General features: G+C 41.6%; 11 protein-coding genes. All 11 read left to right on the top strand.

What is annotated here, in order from left to right; genetic code table 11:
- Positions 1 to 2 precede the first annotated feature (2 nt).
- Positions 3 to 737, top strand: coding sequence for a 30S ribosomal protein S2 (gene rpsB / locus ACTJJQ_RS03560; protein ID WP_007499561.1), 735 nt, complete (start codon positions 3 to 5; stop codon positions 735 to 737).
- A gap of 91 nt (positions 738 to 828) precedes the next feature.
- Positions 829 to 1,710 (top strand): translation elongation factor Ts, encoded by an 882-nt coding sequence (gene tsf / locus ACTJJQ_RS03555; protein WP_007499558.1) that lies wholly within the window; start codon positions 829 to 831, stop codon positions 1,708 to 1,710.
- A gap of 134 nt (positions 1,711 to 1,844) precedes the next feature.
- The gene (pyrH, locus tag ACTJJQ_RS03550) at positions 1,845 to 2,567 is read left to right on the top strand and encodes a UMP kinase (RefSeq protein ID WP_008344767.1); all 723 of its coding nucleotides are present in this window, start codon (positions 1,845 to 1,847) and stop codon (positions 2,565 to 2,567) included.
- Between the two features lies 1 nt (position 2,568).
- The gene (frr, locus tag ACTJJQ_RS03545) at positions 2,569 to 3,126 is read left to right on the top strand and encodes a ribosome recycling factor (protein ID WP_008344764.1); all 558 of its coding nucleotides are present in this window, start codon (positions 2,569 to 2,571) and stop codon (positions 3,124 to 3,126) included.
- A gap of 129 nt (positions 3,127 to 3,255) precedes the next feature.
- On the top strand, positions 3,256 to 4,038 hold the full coding sequence (locus ACTJJQ_RS03540; protein ID WP_242732003.1) for an isoprenyl transferase: 783 nt from the start codon (positions 3,256 to 3,258) through the stop codon (positions 4,036 to 4,038).
- Positions 4,039 to 4,050: 12 nt separating this feature from the next.
- On the top strand, positions 4,051 to 4,845 hold the full coding sequence (locus ACTJJQ_RS03535) for a phosphatidate cytidylyltransferase (RefSeq protein WP_007499550.1): 795 nt from the start codon (positions 4,051 to 4,053) through the stop codon (positions 4,843 to 4,845).
- Positions 4,846 to 4,884: 39 nt separating this feature from the next.
- Positions 4,885 to 6,036 carry a 1-deoxy-D-xylulose-5-phosphate reductoisomerase gene (gene dxr, locus ACTJJQ_RS03530; protein ID WP_017359078.1) on the top strand — a complete coding sequence of 384 codons (1,152 nt, stop codon included), beginning with the start codon at positions 4,885 to 4,887 and terminating at the stop codon, positions 6,034 to 6,036.
- A gap of 6 nt (positions 6,037 to 6,042) precedes the next feature.
- On the top strand, positions 6,043 to 7,308 hold the full coding sequence (rseP, locus tag ACTJJQ_RS03525; protein WP_007499546.1) for an RIP metalloprotease RseP: 1,266 nt from the start codon (positions 6,043 to 6,045) through the stop codon (positions 7,306 to 7,308).
- Positions 7,309 to 7,388: 80 nt separating this feature from the next.
- Positions 7,389 to 9,086: a proline--tRNA ligase gene (locus ACTJJQ_RS03520; protein WP_045034268.1), complete on the top strand. Its 1,698-nt coding sequence runs from the start codon at positions 7,389 to 7,391 to the stop codon at positions 9,084 to 9,086.
- 75 nt (positions 9,087 to 9,161) lie between these two features.
- Positions 9,162 to 13,475 (top strand): PolC-type DNA polymerase III, encoded by a 4,314-nt coding sequence (locus ACTJJQ_RS03515; protein ID WP_440599958.1) that lies wholly within the window; start codon positions 9,162 to 9,164, stop codon positions 13,473 to 13,475.
- 420 nt (positions 13,476 to 13,895) lie between these two features.
- Positions 13,896 to 15,746 carry a glycoside hydrolase family 9 protein gene (locus tag ACTJJQ_RS03510; RefSeq protein WP_440599957.1) on the top strand — a complete coding sequence of 617 codons (1,851 nt, stop codon included), beginning with the start codon at positions 13,896 to 13,898 and terminating at the stop codon, positions 15,744 to 15,746.
- Positions 15,747 to 15,758: the final 12 nt, after the last annotated feature.

Here is a 15,758-nt window from a genome sequence, read left to right as displayed (position 1 = left end):
ACATGTCAGTTATTTCTATGAAACAATTGCTAGAAGCTGGTGTTCACTTCGGTCACCAAACACGCCGTTGGAACCCAAAAATGAAGCGTTACATCTTTACAGAGCGTAACGGTATCTACATCATCGATCTTCAAAAAACGGTGAAAAAAGTAGAGGAAGCTTACAACTTCACGAAAAACCTTGCTGCTGACGGAGGAAAAATCCTTTTCGTTGGTACGAAAAAGCAAGCACAAGATTCAGTGAAAGAAGAAGCAATCCGTTCTGGTATGTTCTATGTAAACCAACGCTGGCTTGGTGGAACGTTAACAAACTTTGAAACAATCCAAAAACGTATCAAACGTTTAAAAGATATTGAAAAAATGCAAGAAAACGGTACGTTCGAAGTTCTTCCTAAGAAAGAAGTCGTTCAACTGAAAAAAGAATTAGAACGTCTTGAAAAATTCCTAGGCGGAATCAAAGACATGAAGGGTCTTCCAGATGCACTTTTCATTATCGACCCTCGTAAAGAGCGTATTGCAGTTGCAGAAGCTCGTAAATTGAATATCCCAATTATCGGTATCGTTGACACAAACTGTGATCCAGACGAAATTGATGTTGTGATCCCTGCAAACGATGATGCAATCCGTGCTGTAAAACTTCTAACTGCTAAAATGGCAGATGCGATTCTTGAGTCTAAACAAGGCGAAGAAGAAGCTGTTGTAGAAGAAACGACAGAAACTGAAACAACAACTGCGTAACCTATTCAAAAGGTGATAAGAGGGAACTGCCTTTTATCACCTTTTTTTCACCTAGTAATCCGTGTTTTAACATAGAAGGAGGAAATGTAAAATGGCAATTACTGCTCAATTAGTAAAAGAACTGCGTCAAAAAACTGGTGCAGGTATGATGGACTGTAAAAAAGCGTTAACAGAAACTGATGGTGACATCGACAAAGCAATCGATCTTCTAAGAGAAAAAGGGATCGCAAAAGCTGCGAAAAAAGCAGACCGTATTGCGGCAGAAGGATTAACTCTTATTAAAACTGACGGCAACACTGGTGTTATCCTAGAAGTAAACTCTGAGACTGATTTCGTTGCGAAAAACGAAGGATTCCAAAATCTTCTTAACGAACTTGCTGATCATTTACTTGCTGCGAAACCTGCAACAATTGAAGAAGCACATGCTTCTAAAATGGAAAATGGTTCAACAGTTGAAGAACATATTACTTCTGCAATTGCGAAAATCGGAGAAAAAATTACGCTGCGCCGTTTCTCAGTCATCACAAAAGAAGATAACGCTGCATTCGGTTCTTACTTACACATGGGCGGACGCATCGGTGTATTAGCGGTTCTTAACGGAACAACTGATGAAGAGCTTGCGAGAGACATCGCAATGCACGTTGCTGCTGTAAACCCTAAATACATTTCTCGTGACCAAGTGTCTGAAGAAGAAGCAAACCGTGAGCGTGAAGTATTAACACAACAAGCGCTTCAAGAAGGAAAGCCTGAAAATATCGTTGCTAAAATGGTAGAAGGCCGTCTAAACAAATTCTTCGAAGAAATTTGCTTACTTGACCAAGCATTCGTTAAAAACCCAGATGAAAAAGTGAAACAAGTTGTAGGTGCGAAAAACGCAACTGTTCAAACTTATGTTCGCTATGAAGTGGGCGAAGGTATCGAAAAGCGTCAAGACAACTTTGCTGAAGAAGTCATGAGCCAAGTGAAAAAATAATGTTTGAAAAGCTCTCTGGGGCTTTTTTAGGGAGCACAAGCACTGTGTTCCCTATTTTTTAGAGGATATTGATTTACAAAAGACGGTTTCTTACGCATAATAAGAGACGGTATAGTTTACACTTGGAGGTTATCATGAGCAAACCGAAATATAATCGCATTGTACTGAAGCTAAGTGGAGAAGCACTAGCTGGTGATGCTGGAAATGGAATTAACCCAACTGTCATTCAATCAATTGCAAAGCAAGTAAAAGAAATTGCAGAACTTGATGTTGAAGTTGCAGTCGTTGTAGGTGGAGGAAACCTTTGGCGTGGTAAGACAGGCAGTGACTTAGGAATGGACCGGGCAACAGCAGACTATATGGGGATGCTTGCAACAGTGATGAATTCATTGGCATTACAAGACAGCCTAGAAACGCTTGGCATTCAGTCTAGAGTACAAACCTCTATCGAAATGAGACAGGTTGCAGAGCCATACATAAGAAGAAAAGCGATCCGTCACCTTGAAAAGAAACGTGTCGTGATTTTTGCTGCAGGTACTGGTAACCCTTATTTCTCTACTGATACAACAGCAGCACTTCGTGCAGCTGAAATTGAAGCAGATGTCATTTTAATGGCGAAAAACAATGTAGACGGTGTCTACAGTGCTGATCCTCGTACAGATGCGGATGCAGTAAAATATGATAAGCTTTCATATCTTGATGTACTAAAAGAAGGGCTTGCTGTAATGGATTCTACTGCGTCCTCATTATGTATGGACAATGACATTCCATTAATCGTCTTCTCTATTATGGAAGAAGGAAATATTAAACGTGCCGTCAATGGCGAATCAATCGGAACGATCGTGAGGGGGAAATAACGTGTCAAAAGAAGTGTTGAACCAAACAAAAGAAAAAATGGAAAAAGCCGTTCAAGCATACGGACGTGAACTAGCAACTGTCCGTGCGGGCAGAGCTAATGCTTCCCTTTTAGACAAAGTAACAGTGGATTACTATGGTGCGCAAACACCACTAAACCAAATTGCGTCAATTACAGTGCCAGAAGCACGTATGCTGATTATCACACCTTACGATAAAACAGCGATCGGTGATATCGAAAAGGCGATCCAAAAGTCTGATCTTGGTATCACACCAACAAGTGACGGAAACGTGATCCGTATTGCGATCCCAGCACTAACAGAAGAAAGACGTAAAGAACTTGTAAAAGTTGTGAGAAAATACTCAGAAGAAGCAAAAGTAGCTGTTCGTAACGTTCGTCGTGATGCAAACGATGAATTGAAAAAGCTAGAGAAAAATGGGGAGATCACTGAAGATGAATTAAGATCATCTACAGAGGATGTTCAAAAATTGACAGATGAATATGTCGCTAAAATTGATGAAGTGACAAAAGATAAAGAAAAAGAAATCATGGAAGTTTAAGAAAAAACTATGTACAATAGATAATAGTGAAAAGACCCTCTTCATGTTTACAGGGGGTTTTTTTGTTAATACTGTTGAGGACTATATTATTAGCGGGAACGCAACCTTTTTGGGTGATGGAGGAATCTCATGCTCAATATACTCAAAAATTGGAAGAATCAGCAAACAGCAGCTTCCAACTTAGAAAGCCTGACAAAAGAAGACATATTAAATGGAGAAATTCCTGAACATATCGCCATTATCATGGATGGGAATGGAAGATGGGCAAAGAAACGTGCACTTCCACGGGTAGCAGGACATCATGAAGGAATGAAAGTTGTCAAGCGCATGACCAAGCTTGCAAATAAGCTGAATGTCAAAGTGCTGACTTTGTATGCTTTCTCTACAGAAAATTGGAAACGTCCAAAACTAGAAGTAGACTTTTTAATGAAGCTTCCTGAAGAGTTTCTTAACATCTATCTGCCTGAACTCATCGAGGAAAATGTCCGTGTACGTTTAACAGGTGATCCAGACGGCCTCCCGCAGCATACGAAAAAAGCGGTAGAGAACGCAGTGAAGAGTACGGCGAATAATAACGGACTCATTTTAAATTTTGCGCTCAATTATGGAGGACGGACAGAAATTATTTCTGCATGCAGACAAATTTCTGAAAAAGTCAAAGAAGGCAAGCTTCGAGCAGAAGACATCACAGAAGAGATGTTTTCAGCTTATTTAATGACAGAATCTCTTCAAGATCCGGATTTGCTTATTCGCACGAGTGGAGAAATTAGATTAAGCAACTTTATGCTTTGGCAAATTGCATACAGCGAGTTTGTCTTTACGGATGTGCTTTGGCCTGACTTTTCTGATGAGCATCTCATAGGCGCTATCGGAGAGTACCAGCGCCGCGGCCGGAGGTTCGGTGGAATTTAGAGGGTGGTGCAGATGAAACAAAGAATTTTGACGGGTGTTCTGGCAGCTGCAGTGTTTTTACTTGCAGTGATTTATGGACAAATGCCCTTTACCCTGCTGATTTATTTAATGGGAAGTGTCGCTCTCTTTGAGCTTCTTAGAATGAAAAAGATTTCGATTTTCAGCTTTCCTGGCATTGTCAGCTTAATATTGCTTTGGCTTTTAATGGGCGGAGAAAATAGCTTCTTCCCGAACGTAGACGCATCAAAAATGCAGATTGCTTTATTTGCAGTCTTAATCCTTTTAACTTATACAGTTCTGAGCAAAAACTCTTTCACATTCGATGAGGTTGCTTTTGTTATATTAGCCACATTATATATTGGCGTTAGTTTCTATTATTTTATTCAAATTAGAGGCTTGTATGGCATGAGTGCGATCTTCTTCGCAGCGGTGATTATTTGGTCCACTGACTCAGGTGCCTATTTTATTGGGAAATCTATGGGGAAACGAAAGCTTTGGCCAGAGATCAGCCCAAACAAAACAGTAGAAGGATTTATCGGCGGAATCGTCACAGCGGTCGTGCTGTCACTTGTGTTCCAGGCGGTTACAGGATTTTTGCCATCATATCTGCTTGTTATGTTTATTACTCTTTTGCTCAGTATTTTTGGACAGCTTGGCGACCTTGTGGAATCTGCTTTAAAGCGTCATTACCATGTGAAGGATTCAGGGACAATCCTCCCAGGTCATGGCGGAATTTTGGACAGGTTTGACAGCTTTTTATTCGTTCTGCCGTTTTTATATTTATTGCTGGCCACGTTTGCTAGCTAACCTCATAGAAACTAATTGAACGAGAGAAGGAGTGGCAATTTGAAATATATTTCGCTATTAGGCGCAACAGGATCAATTGGAGAACAAACATTAGATGTGATCAGGCAGCATCCAGACAAATTCAAGTTGAAAGCGATGACGTTTGGCAGAAATATAGACAAGGCCATCCCTATCATTGAACAATTTCAGCCTGAATTTGTTGGATGTGTAGACGAAGCGACCTATCGCACGTTAAAAGGTCATTCATTTCAATACGATGTCAAAATGGCTGCGGGTGATGAAGCAAACATCGAAGCAGCGACCTATGATGCAGTGGATGTTGTGGTCAATGCACTGGTAGGAAGTGTCGGACTTGTACCGACATTAAAAGCCATTGAACAAAAAAAGACGATCGCACTTGCAAATAAGGAAACACTTGTGACAGCTGGTCATATAGTAAAAGAGTACGCCAAAAAGTATGACGTGCCTTTACTTCCTGTCGATAGTGAACACTCCGCTATTTTTCAATCCCTGCAAGGTGAACAAGCTAAAAACATTGAACGCTTAATCGTCACAGCTTCAGGCGGCAGTTTCCGAGATAAAAAACGCACGGAGCTTGAAGGTGTAACGGTTGAAGAAGCGCTGAATCATCCGAACTGGTCCATGGGCGCAAAAATCACGATCGATTCAGCGACCATGATGAATAAGGGGCTTGAGGTAATTGAGGCGCATTGGCTGTTTGATATCCCATACGATCAAATTGATGTGCTGTTACATAAAGAGAGCATCATCCATTCCATGGTGGAATTCCATGACAAAAGTGTCATGGCTCAGTTAGGTACACCTGACATGAGGGTTCCGATTCAATACGCGCTCACTTATCCTGATAGAGCGCCATTAAAAGAGGCGAAATCATTAAACCTTTGGGAGATTGGACAATTAAATTTCCAAAAAGCGGATTTTGACAGGTATCGCTGCTTACATTTTGCTTATGAATCAGGTAAAATAGGAGGGACAATGCCTACTGTGCTTAATGCAGCCAATGAAATAGCTGTTGATGCATTTTTAAAAGGCAAAGTAACGTTCCTGCAAATTGAAGAATTGATTGAAAAGGCACTGAACAGACATCATGTGATTTCAACGCCTAGTTTGCAAGATATCCATGAAGTGGACAAAGATACACGAGACTTTGTTCAATCAATCCTCGCATAAGGTGGTATGTTCGTGAATACAGTGATTGCGTTTATTATTATTTTTGGAACGCTCGTTTTTTTCCACGAGCTTGGCCATTTAATTATGGCGCAGCGCGCAGGCATTTTATGCCGCGAGTTCGCAATTGGTTTTGGACCGAAGATTTTCTCCTTTAAACGAAAAGAAACCGTCTATACCATCAGACTTCTGCCAATCGGCGGATTTGTTAAAATGGCTGGAGAAGACCCTGAAGTCATTGAAATTAAACCGGGTCATACAGTGGGGCTCTTATTCAATGAGCAAAATGAAGTAGAAAAAATCATTTTAAATGATAAAGAGAAATATCCTGATGCACTTGTCATTGAAGTTGAACAAATTGATTTAGATCATGCGATGAGAATTTCAGGATATGAGGCTGGAAATGAAGACATTCTGACTGGCTACAATGTAAGCCAAACAAGCTTCTATATTGCAGATGGTGAAGAAATTCAAATTGCGCCATACAACCGTCAGTTTGGTTCAAAAACAGTATGGCAGCGTATTAAAGCCATTGCAGCTGGACCGATTATGAACTTTATCCTGGCATATGTGATTCTAGTGGCTTTAGGATTTATTCAAGGTGTAACCGTGGATGATCCTGTACTTGGTAAGCTGACAAAAGACGGCCGGGCAGCGCAAGCTGGGCTTATGCAGGGAGATCATATCGTTTCAATTAACGGGGATAAAATGAATTCTTGGACAGACGTTGTTCAAACGGTTCAAAAGAACCCAGATAAAAAAATGAATGTCGTCATTGACCGAGATGGCAAAGAAAGCACCATTCAAGTTGTACCGGAAGCTGTGAAGGCCGAAGGAAAAACCATTGGCCGTTTTGGCTCTTACCCGCCAACAGAAAATGGCTTTCTCAAAGTCATCTCATCTTCAGGAACGACAGTGATATCAACAGCAGGTCTCATCTTAACGAACTTGCAAAAGATTGTCACAGGACAATTTTCATTAGATATGCTTGCAGGTCCTGTTGGAATATATGACATGACAGGAGAAGTAGCGAAACAAGGTGTGTTAACATTAATGCAGTTTGCTGCGTTTCTTAGTATCAACTTAGGGATCGTGAATTTATTACCGATTCCTGCATTAGACGGAGGAAGATTACTTTTCCTATTCGTTGAAGCCATTCGCGGCAAACCAATTAATCGTGAGAAAGAGGCACTTGTTGTCTTCATTGGTGTTGCGTTCCTCATGCTATTAATGCTAGTAGTGACATGGAATGACATCCAGCGATTATTTTTATAAAAACCAATGTCTCTTGTTTCTCATTCTGGGAAACAAGAGTTTTTGTGAGAAGTCCTATTTCTTAAATGAGGTGTAACGACATGAGACAATCCCTGACTTTCATTCCAACTCTTCGAGAGGTGCCGGCAGATGCTGAGGCAAAAAGTCATCAGCTATTAGTAAGAGCTGGATTTATTAGACAAAACACGAGCGGTATCTATCATTATCTGCCGCTAGCACATAAAGTTATTCAGCACATTCAATCCATTGTTCGCAAGGAAATGGAAAAGGCGGGAGCAGCTGAGCTGTTAATGCCAGTGCTGCAGCAAGCAGAAATGTGGCAAGAGTCAGGAAGATGGTATACATACGGTCCAGAACTCATGCGTATGAAAGATCGTCACGGCCGCGAGTTTGCACTTGGCCCAACACACGAAGAAGTGATCACATCACTCGTACGCAGTGAAGTCAAATCGTATAAAAAGCTTCCTTTGACACTGTATCAAATCCAATCAAAATTCCGTGATGAACAAAGACCTCGCTTTGGGTTATTGCGCGGACGTGAATTTATTATGAAGGACGCCTATTCATTCCACTCTTCACCAGAGAGCCTTGATGACACATACAACAAAATGTTTACAGCTTACTCGAATGTCTTTTCAAAAGTAGGTCTTAACTTTAGACCCGTCATTGCCGATTCTGGGGCAATGGGAGGAAAAGATACACATGAGTTTATGGCACTGTCAGAAGTAGGAGAAGATACAATCGCATACTCTGACACATCTTCCTACGCTGCGAACATTGAAATGGCTGAGGCTGTGTATCACGGAGAAGAAGCAAACCCTGCGGACTTCAAAGAACTCGAAAAAGTACACACGCCTCAGGTGAAGACGATACAAGATGTTGCGTCATTCTTAGAAGTGGCTCCTTCTACATGTATCAAATCTGTCTTGTTTAAAGCGGACGATGCGTATGTACTTGTCCTGACAAGAGGCGATCATGAAGTAAATGATGTGAAAGTGAAAAACTTAGTTGGAGCACAGCTTGTAGAGCTTGCTTCACGTGAGGAAGTACTAGACGTGATCGGAACAGAACCAGGATTTGTTGGACCAGTGAAGCTTGAAGCGGAAGTAACGATTTATGCAGACCACGCTGTCAAAGGAATGACAAATGCAGTTGCAGGTGCAAATGAATCGGATTATCACTATGTCAATGTCAATCCTGCTCGTGATCTATCAGTGAAGGAATATACAGATCTTCGCTTGATTCAAGAAGGAGACGTTTCTCCAGATGGTGAAGGCACAATCCAGTTCGCAAAAGGAATTGAAGTAGGACAAGTCTTTAAGCTAGGCACACGTTATTCAGAGGCAATGGATGCAACATACCTCGATGAAAATGGACGTGCGCAGCCAATGATCATGGGCTGCTATGGCATCGGAATTTCTAGAACCCTTTCTGCGATTGTTGAACAACATCATGATGACAAGGGGATTATTTGGCCAGAAACAGTTGCGCCATATGATCTTCATCTACTTGCCTTAAATATGAAAAACGATGCACAAAAGGAACTGGCTGAAACGCTGTATGAGCGTTTACAGGAAGAGGGCTATGAAGTCCTTTTCGATGACCGCCAAGAGCGTGCAGGCGTCAAATTTGCCGACAGTGACTTAATTGGACTGCCAATTCGCATTAGCTGCGGGAAACGTTCAGAAGAAGGAATTGTCGAAGTGAAATTCAGAAAATCAGGTGAATCACACGAAGTATCTGTTGATGAACTGATTTCATTTATACGCCAAGCATAAAAAACGAACAAAAAAATGAAGGTACCTCCTGCAAAAAAGAGGTACCTTTCTGATTTGCAAAAGGAGGGTCCTGTCTTGGATGAACAATTACCGATTACCCGGCGGCAATTTCATATATTACTCAATCAGATTCAAATGACAGATGATGACCTCAGCCGTTACTTTGAAGAAGGCGAGATCGTCAAATTGACGGTGCATAAGGCGGCAAAAACGTGGCATTTCCATTTTAAATTTAAGGCGCTTTTGCCTTACAAAGTATATGCAATGTTTTTAAGCAGGCTGACAAATGCATTTTCTCATATCGCACAAGTCACTTGTACGATTGAAGTCAATGATCCGCACATATCTGAAGAGCTCGTTCAATCGTATTGGTCACATTGTGTGGAAGAGCTTCAAGGAATTTCTCCCCCAATCATCAGCTTGCTTCAACAGCAAAAACCAGCGCTGTCTGGACATAAGATCATCATCAAAACAAAAAGCGAAACTGAGGCTCTGGCCATCAAGAAGAAATATAGCCCAATGCTTCAGGCTGCATTTAAACAAGTTGGTTTTCCAGAACTTCAATTTGATACAGAAATTTTTGTATCAGATCAAGAGATTCAGAAGTTCAGAGAACAAAAACTTGCTGAAGATCAAGAAAGAGCCATGCAAGCCCTTGTTGAGATGGAGAAGAAGGAAAGTGAGGATCAAGAGGAAGCTCCTTCTGGCCCACTGATGATTGGCTATCAAATCAAAGACAATGAAGAAATACGTACGCTTGATAGTATTATGGACGAAGAAAGACGAATCACCGTCCAAGGATACGTGTTTGATGCAGAAACGCGCGAACTAAAAAGCGGCAGAACCCTTTGTATCTTTAAAATTACCGATTATACGAATAGTATTTTGATCAAAATGTTTGCGAGAGAAAAAGAAGATGCTCAGCTCATGAAAACCTTGAAAAAAGGGATGTGGGTCAAAGCAAGAGGAAGCATTCAAAACGATACGTTTGTGAGAGATCTTGTCATGATCGCAAATGACGTCAATGAAATGAAACCTCAGCTGAAAGAAGATACTGCACCTGAGGGAGAAAAGCGTGTTGAGCTCCATTTGCATTCGCCAATGAGCCAGATGGATGCTGTCACTGGCATCGGTAGACTTGTTGAACAAGCAAAAAAATGGGGGCATGAGGCCATTGCCCTGACAGATCACGCCGTTGTACAATCCTTTCCAGATGCGTATGCAGCAAGTAAAAAGCATGGCATCAAAATGATGTACGGGGTGGAAATCAATTTAGTCGACGACGGGGTACCGATTGCGTATAATCCAGAGCACCGCTTATTAGAAGATGCGACGTTTGTCGTATTTGATGTTGAGACAACAGGACTCTCTGCTGTGTATGATACGATCATTGAGCTTGCAGCCGTGAAAATCAAAGGCGGGGAAATCATTGACCGCTTTGAGGCATTTGCAAACCCTCATCATCCATTATCAGCGACAACCATTGAACTAACTGGCATCACGGATGACATGGTGAGAGATGCACCAGATGTGGTCGATGTTGTTCGGGATTTCAAAGAGTGGATTGGACAAGATATCCTTGTTGCTCACAATGCGAGCTTTGATATGGGCTTTTTAAATGCAGCATATAAGCGACTGTTAAAAACAGATAAAGCATCAAATCCTGTCATTGATACACTAGAACTCGGTCGATTCCTTTATCCTGAATTTAAAAATCACCGGCTGAACACGCTGTGTAAAAAGTTTGATATTGAACTCACGCAGCATCACCGGGCGATTTATGATGCAGAAGCAACTGGTTACCTCATGCTGAAGATGCTAAAAGATGCGGCTGAAAAAGAGATTGCTTACCACGATCAATTGAATGAAAACATGGGACAGTCCAATGCGTATCAGCGCTCACGTCCTTACCATGCAACCGTGATTGCACAAAATGAGACGGGTCTAAAGAATTTATTTAAGCTTGTTTCACTTTCTCATATTCATTATTTCTACCGCGTGCCACGTATCCCTCGCTCACAGCTTGAGAAATATCGAGAAGGTTTAATTGTTGGGTCTGCTTGTGATAAGGGTGAAGTGTTTGAAGGGATGATGCAGAAGTCACCTGATGAGGTAGAAGACATTGCCGCATTTTACGACTATTTAGAAGTTCATCCGCCAGAAGTGTATCAGCATTTACTCCAGCTGGAGCTTGTTCGGGATGAACGTGCATTAAAAGAGATCATCACCAACATTGTGAAACTTGGAGAAAAACTGAATAAACCAGTCGTGGCGACTGGAAATGTGCACTACCTGCATCCAGAAGACAAAATTTATCGCAAAATCTTAATTTCATCACAAGGCGGGGCGAATCCGCTTAATCGTCATGAACTGCCAAAAGTTCATTTTAGAACAACTGATGAAATGCTAGAAGCATTCTCTTTCCTTGGAGACGAGAAGGCGAAAGAGATTGTCGTGACGAATACGCAAAAAGTATCTGAGATGGTCGAAAGTATTAAACCAATCAAAGACGATCTTTATACACCAAAAATCGAAGGTGCAGATGAAGAAATTCGGGAAATGAGCTATAACATGGCTCGCAGCATCTACGGTGACGATTTACCGAAAATTGTAGAAGACCGGATTGAGAAAGAATTAAAGAGTATTATTGGTCACGGTTTCGCTGTTATTTATTTAATTTCTCATAAGCTTGTTAAGAAATCACTTGATGATGGATATCTAGTTGGTTCAAGGGGATCAGTTGGTTCATCTCTCGTTGCGACATTAACAGAGATTACAGAAGTAAACCCGCTTGCACCGCACTATGTATGTCCAAGTTGCAAGCACTCTGAGTTCTTTAATGACGGATCGGTTGGCTCAGGATTTGACCTTCCTGATAAAGACTGTCCTGAATGCGGGACGCCGTATAAAAAAGACGGACACGATATTCCGTTTGAAACGTTCTTAGGTTTTAAAGGAGATAAAGTGCCTGATATCGACTTGAACTTCTCAGGAGAATATCAGCCGATTGCCCATAACTATACAAAAGAGCTGTTTGGTGAAGAGTATGTATACCGCGCAGGTACAATCGGTACCGTTGCAGAAAAAACGGCATATGGTTATGTGAAAGGCTACGCAGGAGATCATAACCTTCATATGAGAGGTGCTGAAATTGACCGGCTCGTACAGGGCTGTACGGGCGTCAAACGGACAACGGGCCAACATCCAGGCGGTATTATCGTCGTGCCGGATTATATGGACATTTACGATTTCTCACCAATTCAATATCCAGCAGATGCGACAGGTTCTGATTGGAAAACGACGCATTTTGATTTCCATTCAATCCATGATAACTTGCTGAAACTAGATATTCTTGGACACGATGATCCAACGGTCATTCGGATGCTTCAGGACTTGAGCGGAATTGATCCAAAAACGATTCCGACAGATGATCCTGAGGTCATGAAAATCTTCCAAGGAACGGAACCTCTCGGTGTCACAGAAGAACAAATTGGATGTAAAACGGGAACACTTGGGATTCCAGAGTTTGGCACAAGGTTTGTTCGTCAGATGCTTGAGGATACAAAACCGACCACCTTCTCGGAGCTTGTTCAGATCTCTGGTCTATCTCACGGTACAGATGTATGGCTCGGCAACGCCCAAGAGCTGATTCATAATAAAACGTGTGAACTAAGCGAAGTGATTGGCTGTCGTGATGATATTATGGTCTATCTGATTTATCAAGGTTTAGAGCCGTCACTTGCCTTTAAAATCATGGAATCTGTTCGTAAAGGGAAGGGACTTCCTCCTGAATGGGAAGAAGAAATGAAGAATAATAACGTACCGAACTGGTACATTGATTCTTGTAAAAAGATTAAATACATGTTCCCTAAAGCCCATGCGGCTGCTTATGTATTAATGGCCGTTCGGATTGCTTATTTCAAAGTGCACCATGCACTTCTGTACTATGCGGCTTATTTTACCGTTCGTGCTGATGATTTTGATATCGAAACGATGACAAAAGGATCGAATGCGATTCGAGCGGTCATGGACGATATTAACTCAAAAGGTCTTGATGCATCACCGAAAGAGAAGAACCTATTAACTGTACTAGAGCTTGCACTTGAAATGTGTGAAAGAGGCTATCACTTTAAAAAAGTAGACCTATACCGATCAAGTGCCACTGAGTTTATCATTGATGGAGACGGGTTAATCCCGCCATTCAACTCCATCCCTGGACTAGGAACAAACGTTGCGTTAAATATTGTACGCGCACGCCAAGATGGTGAATTCCTTTCAAAAGAAGATTTACAAAAACGAGGAAAAGTGTCTAAGACCATCCTTGAGTATTTGGATCGTCAAGGCTGCTTAGAAGCACTTCCTGATCAAAACCAGCTTTCTTTGTTCTAATGTGAAAAATGAAGAGCGCCCTTAAAGGGCGCTCTTTTTTGTATATACAATAATATTATTATGTTAACTAAATATTTTAACTGGAATTATTTTCTTGTTGGTTCATATATCTTGATTTAACGTCGTGTTTTGAGAGAAGAGATTGTATGTCATTCTTTCTACCCAAATAGAGCAAAAAAGAGAATTTAGCCGTCTGAAATGTTCTCATACGACATATGATCATTTTGGGTACAGTCACATGAAGAATCAGGAGAAAACCCTCGGTGAGCGTCAAGCTGATGGCTGTTTACTATGCACATTTTTGAAACACGCTTGATTCTTTTCAACACTGTACAAAACACGAACGGAATGACAAGGAGGTGGTCATTTCTTGTTCAATGTTTCACGTTTAAGAAAACAGAAGGGGTGAGAAATAGGTACATGTCAGATTACAACTATGTAGAGGTGCTTCAAAAATCAATTTTGTTTTACGAAGCCCAGCGTTCCGGAAAGCTTCCTGAAAGCAATCGTCTTAACTGGCGAGGGGATTCTGGACTGGAGGATGGGAAAGATGTTGGTCATGATTTAACAGGCGGCTGGTACGATGCTGGTGATCATGTGAAGTTCGGGCTTCCGATGGCTTACTCTGCAGCCGTGCTTGCATGGACAGTCTATGAGTACCGAGAAGCTTACGAAGAGGCAGAACTGCTTGATGATATGTTAGATCAAATCAAGTGGGCAACCGATTATTTTTTGAAAGCCCATACAGGTCCAAATGAATTTTGGGCACAAGTAGGCGATGGGAACGCAGATCATGGCTGGTGGGGTCCAGCAGAAGTGATGCCGATGAACCGGCCAGCATTTAAAATTGATGAACATTGTCCAGGAACAGAAGTAGCCGCCCAAACCGCAGCCGCTTTAGCAGCAGGTTCAATTATTTTTAAAGAAACAGACGCGCCATATGCAGCAAAACTTCTCACCCATGCAAAGCAGCTTTATGCATTTGCTGACCAATATCGCGGTGAGTATACAGATTGTGTCACCAATGCGCAGCCATTTTATAACTCCTGGAGCGGCTATATTGATGAGCTCATTTGGGGTGGAATATGGCTGTACTTGGCGACAAATGACCAGACCTATTTAAACAAAGCACTAAAAGCAGTAGAAGAATGGCCGAAGGATTGGGATTATACGTTTACGATGTCGTGGGACAATACCTTTTTTGCTTCGCAAATTTTACTTGCGAGAATCACAAAGGAGAAAAGGTTTATCGAATCGACAGAGCGTAACCTCGATTACTGGTCCACGGGTTTTGTTCAAAATGGAAAAGTAGAAAGAATCACTTATACGCCTGGCGGACTAGCGTGGTTAGATCAATGGGGTTCACTTCGTTATACAGCAAATGCTGCATTTTTAGCGTTTGTGTACGCAGATTGGGTCTCTGATCAAGAAAAAAAGAATCGATACCAAACGTTTGCGATCAAGCAAACACACTATATGTTAGGGGATAATCCGCAAAATAGAAGCTATGTCGTTGGGTTTGGCAAAAATCCGCCGATGCATCCACACCATCGAACTGCACATGGCTCATGGTCTAATCAGCTGACAACTCCTTCTTCTCATCGGCACACGCTTTATGGAGCGCTTGTTGGGGGGCCTAATGCACAGGATCAGTATACCGATGACATCTCTGACTATGTATCAAACGAGGTAGCAACAGACTATAATGCCGCTTTTACTGGAAATGTAGCCAAAATGGTGCAGCTGTTTGGTCAGGGGCAGTCAAAGCTGCCGAATTTTCCGCCTAAAGAAAAAGTGGAAGATGAGTTTTTTGTAGAGGCAGCTGTCATGAGTAACGATACAACATCTACTCAGATCAAAGCCATTCTATACAATCGATCAGGCTGGCCGGCCAGAAGTAGTCAATCACTTTCTTTTAGATATTATGTCAATCTAAGCGAGATATTTGCGAAGGGATTCACTGATAAAGATATTCAAGTGACAGCTGTCTACAATGAAGGCGCTTCCTTATCTTCGTTAACGGTGTATGACGCATCATCCCATATCTATTTTACAGAAATCGATTTTACTGGCGTAGCTATTTTTCCAGGAGGCGAATCGCTTCATAAGAAGGAAATACAGTTCCGGTTATCTGCGCCAAATGGTGCGAATATATGGGATGCCTCAAATGATTATTCCTTTCAAGGATTAACATCCAATATGCAGAAAACAGCGAGAATTCCTGTTTTTGATCAAGGTGATTTAGTATTTGGTACGCTTCCGAATAAATAAATATAAAGGGTG

This window comes from Bacillus sp. 22483 (genome assembly GCF_052044605.1).
In the GTDB taxonomy this organism is placed as follows: Bacteria; Bacillota; Bacilli; order Bacillales; family Bacillaceae; genus Bacillus; species Bacillus altitudinis.
The sequence above is the reverse complement of the archived record's forward strand: the minus strand, read 5'-3'. Positions and strand labels throughout refer to the sequence as shown.